General features: G+C 67.0%; 18 protein-coding genes. 12 read left to right on the forward strand and 6 right to left on the reverse strand.

Annotated features, from left to right (window positions below; translation table 11 throughout):
* Positions 1 to 117: 117 nt before the first annotated feature.
* The 4 genes from A6W98_RS08795 to A6W98_RS08810 all read left to right on the forward strand — a co-directional run bounded on the left by A6W98_RS08795 (position 118) and on the right by A6W98_RS08810 (position 5,144).
* Entirely contained in the window at positions 118 to 1,767 is a 1,650-nt protein-coding gene (locus A6W98_RS08795) for an electron transfer flavoprotein-ubiquinone oxidoreductase (RefSeq protein WP_042460416.1), read from the forward strand.
* A gap of 205 nt (positions 1,768 to 1,972) precedes the next feature.
* Complete coding sequence (locus A6W98_RS08800) at positions 1,973 to 3,682, forward strand: tetratricopeptide repeat protein (protein ID WP_042460419.1); 1,710 nt, start codon at positions 1,973 to 1,975, stop codon at positions 3,680 to 3,682.
* A complete protein-coding gene (locus tag A6W98_RS08805) occupies positions 3,672 to 4,511 on the forward strand; it encodes a 4-(cytidine 5'-diphospho)-2-C-methyl-D-erythritol kinase (RefSeq protein ID WP_042460422.1) in 840 nt (279 codons plus the stop codon). The genes A6W98_RS08800 and A6W98_RS08805 overlap by 11 nt, the downstream gene beginning before the upstream one ends.
* Positions 4,512 to 4,673: 162 nt before the next feature.
* Positions 4,674 to 5,144, forward strand: a complete 471-nt coding sequence (locus tag A6W98_RS08810) for a GNAT family N-acetyltransferase (RefSeq protein WP_042464804.1) — start codon at positions 4,674 to 4,676, stop codon at positions 5,142 to 5,144.
* A 206-nt stretch (positions 5,145 to 5,350) separates the two neighbouring features.
* Here the strand turns inward: A6W98_RS08810 and A6W98_RS08815 are convergent, their stop codons facing one another.
* On the reverse strand, positions 5,351 to 6,352 hold the full coding sequence (locus tag A6W98_RS08815; RefSeq protein ID WP_042460425.1) for a polyprenyl synthetase family protein: 1,002 nt from the start codon (positions 6,350 to 6,352) through the stop codon (positions 5,351 to 5,353).
* Between the two features lie 54 nt (positions 6,353 to 6,406).
* Here A6W98_RS08815 and A6W98_RS08820 point away from each other — a divergent pair, with 54 nt between their 5' ends.
* The 3 genes from A6W98_RS08820 (at position 6,407) to A6W98_RS20315 (ending at position 7,657) form a co-directional block, all read left to right on the forward strand.
* A complete protein-coding gene (locus A6W98_RS08820) occupies positions 6,407 to 6,628 on the forward strand; it encodes a putative signal transducing protein (protein ID WP_042460427.1) in 222 nt (73 codons plus the stop codon).
* Positions 6,629 to 6,632: 4 nt separating this feature from the next.
* The gene (locus A6W98_RS08825) at positions 6,633 to 7,385 is read left to right on the forward strand and encodes a tRNA1(Val) (adenine(37)-N6)-methyltransferase (protein WP_231098406.1); all 753 of its coding nucleotides are present in this window, start codon (positions 6,633 to 6,635) and stop codon (positions 7,383 to 7,385) included.
* 104 nt (positions 7,386 to 7,489) lie between these two features.
* Positions 7,490 to 7,657 carry a DUF465 domain-containing protein gene (locus tag A6W98_RS20315; protein WP_072071672.1) on the forward strand — a complete coding sequence of 56 codons (168 nt, stop codon included), beginning with the start codon at positions 7,490 to 7,492 and terminating at the stop codon, positions 7,655 to 7,657.
* Here the strand turns inward: A6W98_RS20315 and yddG are convergent.
* The 4 genes from yddG to A6W98_RS08845 form a co-directional block, all read right to left on the reverse strand.
* The gene (gene yddG, locus A6W98_RS08830; RefSeq protein WP_042460432.1) at positions 7,648 to 8,526 is read right to left on the reverse strand and encodes an aromatic amino acid exporter YddG; all 879 of its coding nucleotides are present in this window, start codon (positions 8,524 to 8,526) and stop codon (positions 7,648 to 7,650) included. The two genes, A6W98_RS20315 and yddG, sit on opposite strands and share 10 nt — an antisense overlap.
* Positions 8,527 to 8,755: 229 nt before the next feature.
* Positions 8,756 to 9,478: an acetoacetyl-CoA reductase gene (gene phbB / locus A6W98_RS08835; protein WP_042460436.1), complete on the reverse strand. Its 723-nt coding sequence runs from the start codon at positions 9,476 to 9,478 to the stop codon at positions 8,756 to 8,758.
* Between the two features lie 96 nt (positions 9,479 to 9,574).
* Positions 9,575 to 10,750, reverse strand: coding sequence for an acetyl-CoA C-acetyltransferase (locus tag A6W98_RS08840; RefSeq protein ID WP_042460439.1), 1,176 nt, complete (start codon positions 10,748 to 10,750; stop codon positions 9,575 to 9,577).
* 159 nt (positions 10,751 to 10,909) lie between these two features.
* Positions 10,910 to 11,749 carry an EAL domain-containing protein gene (locus A6W98_RS08845; RefSeq protein ID WP_042460443.1) on the reverse strand — a complete coding sequence of 280 codons (840 nt, stop codon included), beginning with the start codon at positions 11,747 to 11,749 and terminating at the stop codon, positions 10,910 to 10,912.
* 132 nt (positions 11,750 to 11,881) lie between these two features.
* Here A6W98_RS08845 and A6W98_RS08850 point away from each other — a divergent pair, with 132 nt between their 5' ends.
* Positions 11,882 to 12,451 carry a DNA-3-methyladenine glycosylase I gene (locus tag A6W98_RS08850; protein ID WP_042460446.1) on the forward strand — a complete coding sequence of 190 codons (570 nt, stop codon included), beginning with the start codon at positions 11,882 to 11,884 and terminating at the stop codon, positions 12,449 to 12,451.
* A gap of 4 nt (positions 12,452 to 12,455) precedes the next feature.
* Here the strand turns inward: A6W98_RS08850 and A6W98_RS08855 are convergent, their stop codons facing one another.
* On the reverse strand, positions 12,456 to 13,010 hold the full coding sequence (locus tag A6W98_RS08855; RefSeq protein ID WP_042464806.1) for a TlpA family protein disulfide reductase: 555 nt from the start codon (positions 13,008 to 13,010) through the stop codon (positions 12,456 to 12,458).
* A 28-nt stretch (positions 13,011 to 13,038) separates the two neighbouring features.
* On the opposite strand from A6W98_RS08855, the gene argH reads away from it, so the two are divergent.
* From argH to A6W98_RS08875, 4 genes are read left to right on the forward strand one after another with little or no spacing between them, the layout of a single operon-like run.
* The gene (argH, locus tag A6W98_RS08860) at positions 13,039 to 14,454 is read left to right on the forward strand and encodes an argininosuccinate lyase (protein WP_231098408.1); all 1,416 of its coding nucleotides are present in this window, start codon (positions 13,039 to 13,041) and stop codon (positions 14,452 to 14,454) included.
* Positions 14,451 to 14,744 carry a hypothetical protein gene (locus A6W98_RS08865; protein ID WP_042460449.1) on the forward strand — a complete coding sequence of 98 codons (294 nt, stop codon included), beginning with the start codon at positions 14,451 to 14,453 and terminating at the stop codon, positions 14,742 to 14,744. The genes argH and A6W98_RS08865 overlap by 4 nt, the downstream gene beginning before the upstream one ends.
* Positions 14,734 to 14,916 carry a hypothetical protein gene (locus tag A6W98_RS08870; protein ID WP_042460452.1) on the forward strand — a complete coding sequence of 61 codons (183 nt, stop codon included), beginning with the start codon at positions 14,734 to 14,736 and terminating at the stop codon, positions 14,914 to 14,916. The genes A6W98_RS08865 and A6W98_RS08870 overlap by 11 nt, the downstream gene beginning before the upstream one ends.
* Positions 14,913 to 15,236 carry a DUF2834 domain-containing protein gene (locus tag A6W98_RS08875; RefSeq protein ID WP_042460455.1) on the forward strand — a complete coding sequence of 108 codons (324 nt, stop codon included), beginning with the start codon at positions 14,913 to 14,915 and terminating at the stop codon, positions 15,234 to 15,236. Before A6W98_RS08870 ends, A6W98_RS08875 begins: the two co-directional genes overlap by 4 nt.
* The last annotated feature ends 10 nt before the right edge of the window (positions 15,237 to 15,246 follow it).

The following is a 15,246-nucleotide window of genomic DNA, read 5'->3' on the forward strand; positions in this document are numbered from 1 at the left end:
GTGCCCCCCAGTGAAATGATGTTGCCGAACAATTGAATTGACCGCCCGGCTGAGTTAACGGTTTGCCGACAGACTCCAGCCAGGGCGGCCGGGCGCCGGCCGAATAAGGGTATTCGCATGGCCGAGATCGAACGGGAATCGATGGAATACGACGTGGTGATCGTCGGAGCCGGGCCCTCGGGGCTTTCGGCGGCGATCCGCCTGAAGGAACTCGATCCCGAGCTTTCGGTCGTGGTGCTCGAGAAGGGCTCGGAGGTCGGCGCGCATATCCTGTCGGGCGCGGTGCTCGACCCGATCGGGCTGAAGGCGCTGTTTCCCGACTGGAAGGACCGCGGCGCGCCGGTGAACGTGCCGGTCAAGGAGGACAATTTCGTCTTTCTCGGCAAGAGCGGCAACCTGCGCTTTCCCAACTGGCTGATGCCGCCCTTGATGTCGAACCATGGCAAGTACATCGTCTCGATGGGCAATGTCTGCCGCTGGCTGGCCGAACAGGCCGAGGCGCTGGGGGTCGAGATCTTTCCCGGCATGGCCTGCTCGGAACTGGTCTGGGGCGAGGATGGCGCGGTCAGGGGCGTCGTCGCGGGCGAGTTCGGGCGGCAGGCCGACGGCACGCCGGGGCCGAATTACGAGCCGGGAATGGAGCTGCACGGCAAGTATGTCTTCATCGCCGAGGGCGTGCGCGGTTCGCTGGCCAAGCAGATCATCGCCAGGCACGAGCTTTCGAAGGACCGCGACCCGCAGAAATACGGGCTCGGCATGAAGGAAGTCTGGGAGATCGATCCCAAGAAGCACCGGCTGGGGACGGTCACCCATACCATGGGCTGGCCGCTCAACGGCAATGGCGGCGGCGGCTCCTTCATCTACCATGCCGAGAACAACCAGATCTATATCGGCTTCGTCGTCCATCTGAACTACCGCAACCCCCATCTCGCCCCTTACATGGAGTTCCAGCGCTTCAAGCATCACCCGATGGTGGCCGAGCTGCTGGAGGGCGGCAAGCGCGTGGCCTATGGCGCGCGGGCGATCTCGGAGGGCGGCTATCAGTCGATCCCGCAGGCGGCCTTCCCCGGGGGTGTGCTGCTGGGCTGTTCGGCCGGGCTCGTGAACGTGCCGCGGATCAAGGGCAACCACAATGCGATGATGTCGGGGATCGAGGCCGCCAAGGCCGCGGTCGCGGCGATCAAGGCGGGGCGTGCGGGCGACGTGCTCAGCGACTATGACGAGGCGCTGCATGCGGGCGACATCGCCAGGGACCTGAAGAAGGTGCGCAACGTCAAGCCGCTCTGGTCGAAATATGGCGGCTTCCTGGCCACCATGCTGGGCGGTTTCGACATGTGGGTCGCGCATCTGACCGGCTGGAACCCGCTCGGGACCATCCATCACGACAAGACCGATGCCGCCGCCACCGGCAAGGCCGCCGACTTCCCGAAGATCGACTATCCCAAGCCCGACGGCAAGATCAGCTTCGACCGGCTGACCAATGTGGCCTTCTCCTTCACCAATCACGAGGAAAGCCAGCCCTGCCACCTGCGGCTGACCGATCCCGATGTGCCGGTCAGGGTCAACCTGCCCGACTATGCCGAACCGGCGCAGCGCTATTGCCCGGCCGGGGTCTATGAGGTGGTCGACGAGGGCCAGGATGCGCGCTTCGTGATCAATTTCCAGAACTGCGTGCATTGCAAGACCTGCGATATCAAGGACCCGAGCCAGAACATCACCTGGGTCACGCCGCAGGGGGGCGACGGGCCGAACTATCCCAATATGTGAGCCCGGCATGTGAAGATCGCGGCCTCGGCGGGCGCCTGTCCGCCGGGACAGGCGCATGCAAATGGCCAGCTTCGGCGCTACCGGGCAGGCCGGGCTGTCACATCCGCGCGACGGCGGGTCCGATTGCGCACCGCGCGTCCGCCGGTGCATTGCCTTGGACCCCCTGCGGCTCTACCCTGCCGGAAAAATGAACAGGAGAGCATTCTTGGCCAATTCGCTGCCGCGCCTCGCCGCCCTGGCTGCCCTGGGGCTTGCCGCGCTGACACCGGCTGCGCCGGCCCATGCCGATCAGGGCGTCTCGGGCGCCTATCTGGCCGCGCGCCAGGCGAGCTTTCTCAGCGACTACCGCGCCGCGGCGGTCTATTTCACCGAGGCGCTGGCCGCCGATCCCGCCAATCCTCGGTTGCTGGAAAATGCGATGACCGCCTTCGTCGGGCTGGGGGAGGTCGAGAAGGCGGTGCCGGTCGCCCGCCGGATCGCGACGCAGGGCAATCCCGATCAGCTGGCCAGTCTGGTGCTGATGGCCGATCAGATCCGGCAGGGGCAATATGACCGGGTGCTGGCCGATTTCGAGGCCGGGCGGCGTACCGCGCCGCTTGTCGACGGGCTGATCCGGGCCTGGGCGCTGTTCGGTCAGGGCCGGATGGGCGATGCGCTCGAGGCGTTCGACGCCGCGGCGGCGCAGACCGGGCTGAAGGCGTTCGGGCTTTATCACAAGGCGCTGGCGCTGGCGGCTGTCGGCGATTTCGAGGGGGCCGACCGGATCTTCTCGGGAGAGGCCGAGGGGCCGCTGCGCGCCACGCGGCGCGGTGTGCTGGCCCATGTCGAGGTGCTGAGCCAGCTGGAACGCAACGATGACGCCATCGAGCTGATCGACGCGGCCTTCGGCAGCGAGGCCGATCCGGGCGTGGCCGAGATCCGCGCGCGGCTGGCCGAGGGCGACGTCCTGCCTTTCGATGCCATCGACGGGGCGGCGGGTGGCGCGGCCGAGGTGTTCTTCACCGTTGCCAGTGCGCTGAACGGCGATGCGCTGGACGGCTACACCCTGCTTTACGCCCGTCTGGCCCAGTTCCTCGCGCCGGGAAATTCCGATGCGATCCTGCTGGCGGCGGGGCTGCTCGAGGCGCAGGACCGCTACGAGCTGGCGACCGAGGCCTATGCCGCCGTGCCGGCCGACGATCCGGCCTTCTATGCCGCCGAGCTTGGCCGCGCCGAGGCGATGCGCCATGCGGGCGATGCCGAGGGCGCGGTCGAGACCCTGCGCGGGCTGGCCGATACCTATCCCGACATTGCCATCGTCCAGGTGACGCTGGGCGATGCGCTGCGCGGTCAGGAGCGCTTTGACGAGGCATTGCAGGCCTATGACGCCGCCATCGCGCTGTTCGACGAGACCGCCCGCGGCCAGTGGATCGTCTATTATGCCCGCGGCATCTCCTATGAGCGGCTCGGCCGCTGGCCCGAGGCCGAGGCCGATTTCCGCAAGGCGCTGGAGCTTGAACCCGACCAGCCGCAGGTGCTGAATTATCTGGGCTATTCCTATCTCGAGATGAACACCAATCTCGACGAGGCGATGACGATGATCGAGCGCGCCGTCGCGGCCCGGCCCGATGACGGCTATATCACCGACAGCTTGGGCTGGGGGCTCTACCGGCTTGGCCGCTATAGCGAGGCGGTGCCGCATATGGAGCGCGCGACCGCGCTGATGCCGGTCGATCCCGTCATCAACGACCATCTGGGCGATGTCTACTGGGCGGTGGGCCGCAAGGTCGAGGCGCGGTTCCAGTGGCACCGGGCGCTGTCCTTCGGGCCGGAGGAGGCCGAGGCCGAGCGTATCCGCCGCAAGCTGGAGGTCGGGCTCGACACGGTGCTTAAGGAAGAGGGGGCGCCGCCGCTCCGGGCTGCCAATGACGGTTGAGGCCTTCGCGCCCGCCAAGATCAACCTGACCCTGCATGTCACCGGACAGCGGGAGGACGGGTATCATCTGCTCGACAGCCTGGTCGTCTTCGCCGATATCGGCGACCGGCTGAGGCTTGACCCGGCCGAGGATATCAGCCTGTCGGTGACCGGTCCGCGTGCCGAGGGCGTGCCGGTCGACGGGCGCAATCTGGTGCTGAAGGCCGCGGCTCTGTTCGGGCCGGGGCAGGGCGCCAGGGTCCGGCTCGACAAGCGGCTGCCGGCCGCGGCGGGCATCGGCGGCGGGTCCTCGGACGCGGCGGCGGCCCTGCGCGGGCTGGCCGCGCTTTGGGGGTGCGATCTGCCCGGAGCCGAGGCGGTGCTGTCGCTCGGGGCCGATGTGCCGGTTTGCCTCGCACCGGGGCCGGTCCGGATGCGCGGGGTCGGCGAAGAGATCCTGCCCGCGCCCGCCTTGCCCGAATTCGGTATTCTGCTGGTCAATCCCGGCGTCGAGGTGCCGACGCCCGCCGTCTTCAGGGGGCTCTCGCGCAAGACCAACGCGCCGATGCCCGACCTGCCGGGCTGGGGCTCGGCCAGCGGGCTTGCCGATTGGCTGGCGGGCCAGCGCAACGATCTCGAACCGCCCGCACGGGCCGAGGCGCCGGTGATCGGCGAGGTTCTGGCCGCGATTGCCGCGACGCCGGGCTGCCTTCTGGCGCGGATGTCGGGCTCGGGGGCGACCTGCTTCGGGATCTATGCCGACCGCGCCGCCGCCGAGCGCGCCGCCGTCCTGCTGCACGAGACCCGGCCCGACTGGTGGGCCGAGGCCGGGGCGCCCTACAGTCTTTAGCAGGCTCCGTTCGGCCTTTCGTCCGGCGGCAGGCGGCGCAGCCCCTGCGCGGGCCGGGCGCTCTTCCTGCAAAGAAGATGCAGCGGTCCCGAAACAAGGCGGTGTGCTATGTGGCACGGAGTGGAAATTCACGACGGTCGGCAAACGGACGAGATCTCAGGCATGACCATTCGCGACTTCAGACCCGGCGACTCTGCCATGCTCGCGTCAATCTTTCACGAGGCGGTTCATGCTGTGGGCAGCCGCGACTATAGCCCGGAACAGGTGGCGGCATGGAGCCCTGCGCCGGTTCCTGCGGAGCAGTTCCTGACCCGCATCTCCGACGGTCGGTCGGTTTTCGTTGCGGTGACAGGCAGCGACGCGCCAATCGCCTTCATAGAGCTGGAGCAAGATGGCCATATCGATTGCTTTTATTGCAGTCCCGAATTCGTCGGCCATGGCGTCGGAAAAGCGCTTTACCAGAGACTTGAAGCGGCAGCCCTGGCGATGGGCCTCTCCCGTCTCCATGTCGAGGCCAGCGAAGCGGCCCGCCGTTTTTTCCTGGGACAGGGGTTCACCTTGCTGAAGCGGCGGGAGTTCGAGCGAAATGCCGTCATGATCCACAATTATCTTATGGAAAAGACCTTGCGTTAAGGGCTCGGGGCAGCCCCTTACGGCGCCAGATTCGCGGACAGGCTCTGCCGGACGCATCCCGGTCAGCCGGGCTTTCAGCCAGTGAATGGAGCCGATGAGGACGGGCGCGGAAGGACTTTGTGTGCCTGTCATTGCGGGCGGCTTCCAAAGAAAAACGGCGCGGGCCGGGGCCGCGCGCCGTTTCGATCATGCGTGGCTGAGGCCGGTCAGCTGATTCGGGCCACCACGTAATCGGCCAGATCCGACAGCATGTCGCGGATCTCGTGCTCGGGCAGCAGGCTTAAAGCCTCCTTGGCGCGCGCGGTCCAGGCCAGCGCCTCCTGCCGGGTCGCCTCGATGGCGCCGTGTTTCGCCATCAGCTCGAGCGCATGCTCCAGATCGCCGTCACGCTGATCGCCCTTCTCGATGGTGCGGGCCCAGAAGGTACGCTCGGTGTCATCGGCCTTGGCGATGGTCTTGATGATCGGCAGGGTCAGCTTCCGCTCGCGGAAATCGTCGCCGATATTCTTGCCGGTCGAGGCCGCGTCGCCCGCCACGTCCAGAAGATCGTCGACGATCTGGAAGCCCACCCCCAGCGCATCGCCATAGGTATGCAGCGCCTTGACCTGTTCCTCGGGCATGCCCGCGATCACGCCGCCGACCTCGGTCGCGGCGGCGAAAAGCGCGGCGGTCTTGCCGCGCACGACCTTCAGGTAGATCTCTTCGGTGGTGCCGAGATCCTGCGCGGCGGTAAGCTGCAGCACCTCGCCCTCGGCGATCACCGCGGCCGCGTTCGACAGGATGTCGAGAACCCGCATGTTGCCGGGCGCCACCATCAGCTGGAAGGACCGGGCGAAGAGGTAGTCGCCGACCAGAACCGAGGACTTGTTGTCCCAGAGCAGGTTCGCCGTCGGCCGGCCGCGGCGCTGGCCGCTTTCGTCGACCACGTCGTCATGCAGCAGCGTCGCGGTATGGATGAACTCGACCGTGCCTGCCAGATAGATGTGATAGGGGCCGTCATAGCCGCACATCCGGGCCGCCGCTATGGTCAGCATCGGCCGCAGACGCTTGCCGCCCGCGCCGACCAGATGCGCCGCGACCTCGTCGATCCGGGGCGCATATTCCGAGGTCATCCGCTCGCGGATCAGCCGGTCGACGGCCGCCATCTCTTCGGTCAGGAGCGCAGCCAGGCGTTCGTGCGGTTTGGTTACGGCGGTGTCCAAGCCCATGGCTGCCTCGTCTCTTGCTCGACAACGGGGCGCCACTGCCCTTAATTCGTTGCCATGAAAGAACTCGTTCGCACCAACGACCCGACAGTGATTGCCTATGCCTCGGCGCTTCTTCAGGGCGAGGAGATAGACTGCTTTCATATGGATGTCCACATGAGCGTTCTGGAGGGGTCGCTAGGCGTATTGCCGCGCCGGATCATGGTGGCCGACCGCGATCTGTTTCGCGCCCGCGCCGTGCTGCGCGACAATGGCATCCCCTGCGGCGATGAGGGCTGAGCCGATGACAGCGCTGCGCCAGGACAGGTTTCTGGGCGGGCGGCTGGCACTCTGGCAGCCGGTTGCGGGCTATCGCGCCGGGATCGACGCGGTGCTTCTGGCGGCGGCGACGCCCGCCCGCGCCGGGCAGGGCGTGCTGGAACTGGGCTGCGGAGCGGGGGTGGCGAGCCTGTGCCTTGCGGCGCGGGTGCCGGGACTGTCGCTTACGGGGGTGGAGCTGCAACCGGCCTATGCGGCGCTTGCCGGTCGGAATGCCGCCGAGACCGGGCTGCCGCTGGAGGTCGTCACGGCCGATCTGACCGCGTTGCCGCCCGGGGTGAAGGCCCGAAGCTACGATCACGTTATCATGAACCCGCCCTATTTCCGGCGCGACTGCGGCAGTGCGGCCCCCGATCCGGGCCGCGAGACCGCGATGGGCGAGGCGACGCCCCTGGCCGATTGGGTCGCGGTCGCGGCGCGGCGGCTCAGGCCCGGCGGTCGCCTGACCGCGATCCAGCGCGCCGAGCGTCTGCCAGAGCTGCTTTGTGCCGCCGCGGCGGCCTTCGGCGCGATCGAGCTGCTGCCGCTGGCGCCGAGGCCCGGCCGCGCGGCCAAGCTGGTTCTGCTGGCGGCGCGGAAGGGACGGCACGGGCCGTTCCGGCTGCATCCGCCGCTGGTGCTGCATGAGGGGGCCGCGCATCTCGGGGATGGCGACAGCTATACCGCGGAACTGACGGACATTCTGCGCAACGGGGCGGCATTGTCCTGGCCTGGATGACCCGGCCAGTTATGCACGAACTGTTTTTTTTCAAGGAGGTGACACGACTCGGAAATCGTGTTGGACTAAGACTGTTTCATGACAGCTAGAGAGGAGCATCGGCCATGAATCTGAGTTCGCATCTGCAGGAACTCCGCAAGAAACACAAAGCTCTCTCGGACGAGGTCGAACGGGCCCAACAGACCCCGGCCGCCGACAATATCCAGGTCGCCGAACTCAAGAAGCAGAAGCTCAAGCTGAAGGAACAGATCGAACGCCTGTCTCAGGCCTGATCGGCCGCCCTTCGGCTGGCGCGCGCGGCCAGGGCCGCGCCGCCGGTGATCAGGAGGGCCGCCGCGAACAGGGTGGGCGTCGGGACCGCAACCCCGGCGCCGACCAGGACAAGGGTCGATAGCAGCGGCGCGGCATAGCTCGCCACTCCCAACAGCTGGATGTCGCCCCGCTTGACCCCGATATCCCAGACATAGAAGGCCAGCCCGACCGGGCCGAGGCCAAGCGCCGCGACGCTGAGCCAGCCTTGCGCGGCTTGCGGCCAGACGGTCTCCTCGAAGATCAGATGCAGCGGCCAGGACAGCGCGGCCGTCGCCAGGCAGAAAACGGCAACGCTTGCGGTCGGCACCGTTCCAAGGCGGCGGGACAGCACCGAATAGCTTGACCAGGTCAGCGCGCAAAGCAGGGCAAGGCCATAGCCGGGCAGGGCGGCGGCCTCGAAACCGGTCATGGCGCCCCGCGCCACGATCAGCGCCGCGCCCGCGAAGCCGGCAAGCGCGCCCAGAACATGTGCCGGACGCAGCCTCTCGCCGGGCAGGAGCCCCGACATCAGCACGATCAGCAAGGGCCAGAGATAGGCGATGAGTCCGGCCTCTGCCGCAGGGGCCAGTCGCAGCGCCGAGAAGTAAAGCGCGTGGTATCCGAACAGTCCCACTGTTCCGAAGACATAGACCTTCCAGGAAATCTGCCGCAGCAGCGCCGCTTCGCCCCGGGCGAGCACCCAGACCAGTCCGAGCGTGCCGCCGATGGCAAAACAGATGGCGTTGAGCTGCAGCGGCGGCACCGGGGCCGAGCCGACGGTGAAAAGCGCAAGCAGCGCCCAGAGCAGGACGGCGATGAATCCGGTGGCGGTGGCGCGGGGACGGGTCATGGGACGAGACTTATCCGGGCCGGGCCGCATCGGCCAGAGCGTGGCGCTGTCGGCCGACGTAGCGTCATGGGTATTTGTGCCAAGAAGAAGACAGGCCTGGTTTTCTTTTTGGCAAAAATACCCGGCGCGCAGCGCGCCCGCGACAGCGGGCCATGCGGCGGTGTGCCATGCAATGGAAAAGGGCGGCCCGCCAGTGGGCCGCCCCGGATCGTGACGCCGGAGGCCGGGCTTAGACGAAGAATTGCGCGCCGTTGGCGGAGATCGTCGAGCCGTTGATGAAGCCCGCGTCGTCGGAGGCGAGGAAGGCCACGCAGCGTGCGATTTCCTCGGGCTCGCCGAGCCGCCCCGTGGGGATCTGCGAAATGATCGCCTCGCGCACCTTTTCGGGCACGGCCATCACCATTTCCGTCGCGATATAGCCGGGGCAGATCGCGTTGGCAGTGATGCCGGACCGCGCGCCTTCCTGGGCCAGCGACTTGACGATGCCGAGATCGCCCGCCTTGGTCGCGGCATAGTTTACCTGACCGAACTGCCCCTTCTGGCCGTTGATCGAACTGATCACGATGACGCGGCCGAACTTGCGCTCGCGCATGCCGGGCCAGATCGGGTGCACGGTGTTGAAGACGCCGGTCAGGTTGGTGTCGATCACCTCCTGCCATTGCGTGGGCGTCATCTTGTGGAAGGGGGCGTCGCGGGTGATGCCGGCATTGGCGACCACGACGTCGATCGGCCCCAGATCCGCCTCGACCTTCGCCAGGCCCTCTTTCGACGCCTCGTAATCGGCGACCGACCATTTGTAGGTCGAAATGCCGGTTTCGTCGGTGAATTTCTTCGCCGCCTCGTCATTGCCGCCATAGGTGGCCGCCACGGTATAACCCGCCGCTTTCAGGGCCTTGCTGATGGCTTCTCCGATACCGCGCGTGCCGCCGGTGACCAGTGCAACTCGTGCCATGTTTCCTCCAGATGGAAATGTGGTTCCAAAAATCTCGTTACGCAATGAGGATTAGGCGCGCAAGAATATTGCGCGCCCGTTTCAATTTCGTCGCAATCAGGGACGTTCGAGGCACATGGCAACGCCCATGCCGCCACCGATGCAAAGGGTGGCAAGGCCCTTCGCGGCGTCCCGGCGCTTCATCTCGAAGAGCAGCGTGTTGAGGATCCGCGCGCCCGAGGCGCCGATCGGGTGGCCGATGGCGATGGCGCCGCCATTCACGTTGACGATGGCCGGATCCCAGCCCATGTCCTTGTTGACCGCGCAGGCTTGGGCGGCGAAGGCCTCGTTGGCTTCGACCAGGTCGAGATCCTCGACCTTCCAGCCGGCCTTTTCCAGCGCCTTGCGCGAGGCCGGGATCGGACCGGTGCCCATGATCGAGGGATCGACCCCGGCGGTGGCGTAGGAGGCGATCCGCGCCAGCGGTTCCAGCCCGCGCTTCTCGGCCTCGTCGGCTGTCATCAGGAGCACGCCGGCGGCGCCGTCATTTATGCCGCTGGCATTGCCCGCGGTGACCGAGCCGTCCTTGGCGAAGGCCGGACGCAGCTTCTGCATCGACTCGAGCGTAGCGCCGTGGCGGATGTATTCGTCGGCCTCGACGATGGTGTCGCCCTTGCGGCCCTTGACCGTGACCGGCACGATCTCGTCCGTGAACTTGCCGTCCTTCTGCGCGGCCTCGGCCTTGTTCTGGCTGGCCAGGGCGAATTCATCCTGCATGTCGCGGCTGATCTGCCATTGTTCGGCCACGTTCTCGGCGGTCTGGCCCATGTGATAGCCGTTGAAGGCGTCCCACAGCCCGTCCCGGATCATCGAATCGATGAACTTGACATCGCCCATCTTGTGACCCGCGCGCAGATGCGCGACATGCGGGCTCAGCGTCATGTTCTCCTGGCCGCCGGCGGCGATGATGGCGGCGTCGCCCAGCTGGATATGCTGCGCGGCCAGCGCGACCGAGCGCAGGCCCGAGCCGCAGACCTGGTTGATCGACCAGGCGGCGGATTCGATCGGGAAGCCCGCATTGACATGGGCCTGACGGGCCGGGTTCTGACCCTGACCCGCTGTCAGCACCTGGCCGAGAATGGTTTCCGAGATGTCGGATTTGTCGATGCCCGCGCGCGCGACGAGCGCTTCGAGCATCGTCCGGCCGAGTTCATGGGCCGGAACGGTCGCGAACGCGCCGTTGAAGCTGCCGACCGCGGTTCGGGCGGCAGAAACGATGACGACATTGGTCATGGGTAGGTCCTTCTCCCCTGAGTGCCTGACAGGGCGACTATAGGGGATGCAGATACGGACTTGCACCCCCGCCGAAGGCCGGAATGCCGCGGGCAGGCGGGTTTCGGCGCGGCGCCGCGCCGCAGCATATTTGGCGGGGCGACAGGGGGCGGTTGCGGGTCAGGCGGTGCGCCGCCGGGGCTGCGCGCGCCAGGGCGGGATCAGGGTCGGCGCGCCGAAGGCATAGCCCTGCATGCAGTCGATTCCGGCGGCGGCGAGCCAGGCGGCGTCGCGCGCGGTCTCGACATTTTCGGCCACGGTGAACATGTCGAAATGCCGGGCGATGGCGATGAGCGCCGAGGTCAGCACCTGGTTGTCGGGGTCGTCGGCGATGCCGCGGATGAACTGGCCGTCAATCTTGAGGATGTCGAAATAGAACTCGCGCAGATAGCGTATCGCGGTATAGCCGGTTCCGAAATCGTCAAGCGCGAAGGCGATGCCCTTGGCCTGCAGCTCGCGCATGAAGGCGATGACGAGGCCGGGTGTCACCATGGCCGAGCTTTCGGTGATTTCCAGGATCAGCCGCTCTGCCAGGGTCGGGTCGGTCTCGATGGCGCGGTTGAGGGTGCGGATCCAGGGCGGATGGCCGATCGAGCGGGCCGACATGTTGATCGCAAGCCGCAGGTCGGGGCAATCGGCAAGGGCGGCCAGCCCCATCTCGAGCGCGAGGCAGTCGATCCGGCGGCCGAGTTCGGTGGGTTCGACCGTCTCGATGAATTCGGCCGCGGGGATGATCCGGCCGCCGCGGTCGAGGATGCGGATCAGCCCCTCGTAGAACGCAATTTTGCCATTTTCCATGTTCTGGACCACCGGCTGGAAGGCCAGCACCATGTCGCGCCTCCGAAGCGCGGCGCGGACCATTTCCATGACGTTCCGGTCGTCTTCGGCGCCCGCCCCGGGAAGCGGATTCTCCGCCCCTTCGGTCGAACCGACGTCGTTTTCGTGACTGTCGTCGGGCATTCCTGTCCTCCGCTTCGCTCTGGAACGTGATGACGCAAGAGCGGTTAAGGACAGGTGAAGGTTCGCTTTTGGTTCCAATTTGAGATAACCTCGATCCCCTGAGCCAAGATGCGACGAAAAAAGGGAAACTTCATGGCAGAGCGGTGTGGTTGGTGCGGCAGCGAGCCGATTTACGTGACGTATCACGACACGGAATGGGGCGTTCCCGAATACGACTCGCGCGCCCTGTTCGAGAAGCTGATTCTCGACGGCTTCCAGGCCGGGCTGTCCTGGCTGACCATCCTGCGCAAGCGCGAGGGCTTTCGCGCCGCCTTTGCGGGCTTCGATCCGGAGGCGATCGCGGGCTGGGGCGAGGCCGATGTGGCGCGGCTGCTGGCCGATCCCGGCATCGTGCGGCATCGCGGCAAGATCGAGGGGGCCATCGGCAATGCCCGGGCCTGGTGCGAGATCGAGGCGCGCGAGGGGTTTTCGGACTATCTTTGGCGCTTCGTCGATGGCGCGCCGCTGCAGAACGACTTTGCCAGCATGGCCGAGGTCCCGGCCCAGACGCCGCGCTCGCAGGCGATGTCGAAGGCGCTGAAGGCGGACGGGTTCAAGTTCTGCGGCCCGACCATCGCCTATGCCTTCATGCAGGCGGTGGGCATGGTCAACGACCATGTGCTGACCTGCCCGCGCCATGCCGAGGTGGCGGCGCTGGGATGACCGCTCAGGATCCCTCGATCAGGCGCCCCAGCAGCGCTTTCGCCCCGGGGCTGTTCCAGTCGGCCTCGCCCATCAGGCGGCCGATCTCGCGGCCCTCGGGATCGAGGATCACCGTCACCGGCAGCGCCATGATTCCCATCCCGCGGGCGAGCCCGGACGAGCGGTCGCGCCATTTCGGCAGATGGGCGATCTGCTTGTCGTCGAAGAAACGGTCGATGGCCTGCGGCGGGTTGCGCCCGGTCGCGACGGTGACGACGGCGAAACGGTCGCTGCCCATGGTTGCGGCGAGGCTGTCGAGCGTCGGCATCTCGGCCAGGCAGGGCGGGCACCAGGTGCCCCAGAAATTCAGCACCACCCAGCGGCCGCGATATTCGTCCAAGCTGCGCTCGGCATCGGTTTCGTCCAGCAGCACGGCATCGGGAATGGCCCGCGGTTCGGCATGGAGCACCAGTTTCTTCATGCTGCCTTCGCGCATCGCCTCGAGCGTGGCGATGTCGGCGGCATGGGCCGCGTTTGCACAGAGCCCGAGGGCGATGTAGAGGACGAGCGACCTTAAGATCATGTTTCCCTCCGAAGGCGGCCAGCCGATGACAAAAGACCAGACCGACGCCAAGAACCAGACCCGTTCCAACGCGATGTGGGGCGGGCGTTTCGCTGCCGGGCCGGACGCGATCATGGAGGCGATAAACGCCTCGATCTCGTTCGACAAGCGCCTTGCCCCGCAGGATATCGCAGGCTCGCGCGCCCATGCCGCCATGCTGGCGGCGACCGGTATCCTCACCGATACGGATGCCGAGACGATCCGGGAAGGCCTGCTCACGGTCTTGTCAGAGATCGAGGATGGCAGCTTCGCCTTTTCCACCGCGCTTGAAGACATCCACATGAATGTCGAGGCGCGGCTGAAGGAGATCGTCGGCGAACCCGCCGGGCGGTTGCATACGGCGCGGTCCAGGAACGACCAGGTCGCGACCGATTTCCGGCTCTGGGTGCGCGACCAGGCCGATGCCGCCATCGACGGGATCGGGCGGCTGATCCGCGCGCTCCTGGTGCAGGCCGAGGCAGGGGCGGATTGGGTGATGCCGGGCTTCACCCATCTGCAGACCGCCCAGCCGGTGACCTGGGGCCATCACATGATGGCCTATGTCGAGATGTTCGCCCGCGACCTGTCGCGCTTCACCGATGCGCGCGAGAGGATGAACGAAAGCCCGCTGGGGGCCGCGGCGCTGGCCGGCACCTCCTTTCCCATCGACCGGCACATGACCGCCGAGGCGCTGGGCTTTGCCCGGCCGATGGCCAATTCGCTCGATGCGGTCTCGGATCGCGACTTCGCGCTGGAATTCCTGGCCGCGGCCTCGATCTGTGCGATGCACCTGTCGCGTTTCGCCGAAGAGCTGGTGATCTGGTCCTCGGCGCAGTTCCGCTTTGTCGCGCTTTCGGACCGGTTCTCGACCGGCTCTTCGATCATGCCGCAGAAGAAGAACCCCGACGCGGCCGAGCTGATCCGCGCCAAGATCGGCCGGATCTTCGGTGCCAATGTCGCGCTGATGACGGTGATGAAGGGCCTGCCCTTGGCCTATTCCAAGGACATGCAGGAGGACAAGGAACAGGTCTTCGACGCGGCCGACAACCTGATGCTGGCCCTGGCCGCGATGGAGGGCATGGTGCGCGACATGACCGCGAACCGGCCCGCGCTGGAAGCGGCGGCCGCCAGCGGTTTCTCGACCGCGACCGATCTGGCCGACTGGCTGGTGCGCGAGCTGGGCCTGCCTTTCCGCGAGGCCCATCACGTCACCGGCACGCTGGTCGCGATGGCCGAGAAGAAGGGCTGCGATCTGCCCGATCTGAGCCTTGCCGAGATGCGGTCGGTGCATGAGGGCATCCGCGAGGACGTGTTCGGCGTGCTGGGCGTGCATAATTCGGTGGCGAGCCGGATGAGCCATGGCGGCACCGCGCCCGAACAGGTCCGGACCCAGATCGCGCGCTGGAAGGACCGGCTGGGATGACATGCGGCGCGAGGCTTGCGGCTCTTCTGGCGCTTCTGGCGCTGTCGGCCTGCGCCCGGCCGCATGGCGGGGTCGCGGTCTCGAACGAGGGCGATGTCAGCGGCGCGGTGTCGGCCGGCGGGGTCGCGGTCGGGGCGGGGCCGGATGGCGCCCGCGCCTCGGCCCGGGTCGTGGACACCGGCACCACGGCTGTTAGGGTGGGCACCGATGGCGCCTCGGTCGGGCTGCGCCCGCGCGGCGCCCCGGTGCGGGTGATCCTTGGGACGGGAGGAGTGGGACTTGGATTCTGATCGGATCTTGCGGCGGGGCGGTCTTGCGGCCTGTGCCTTGTCGCTTTTGGTGGCGCTGGGCGGCTGCGGCATCGATGGCAAGCCCGAACGGCCCCAGCCCGCGCCTTCGGAGCCGGGCGTGTCGGTCAGCGGTACGGCCGAATTCGGCGTCGTCGGGGGCAACCGGCCATGAAATACCTGCGCTATGTCTTCCTCGCGCTGGCGATCTGGGGCGCGATCCACCCGATGTTCTATTTCATGCGCTGGATCCTTGCCAATGACTGGGACTGGGGCGGGATGATCGACGCCTGGTATGTCAATGACAGCGCCACCGGCCTGACCTGGGATCTGACCATCAGCGCCATCGCGCTGACGCTCTGGATCGTCATCGACAGCGCCCGGCGCCGCGATGCGCTGGGGCTGGTCTGCATCCCCTTGACCTTCGGCATCGGCCTGTCCTGCGGCCTGCCGCTTTACATCTTCCTGCGCTCGCGGCCCTCGCAGGTCGTCTGAGCCCCTCCGG

The organism is Rhodovulum sulfidophilum DSM 1374, from assembly GCF_001633165.1.
Lineage (GTDB): Bacteria > Pseudomonadota > Alphaproteobacteria > Rhodobacterales > Rhodobacteraceae > Rhodovulum > Rhodovulum sulfidophilum.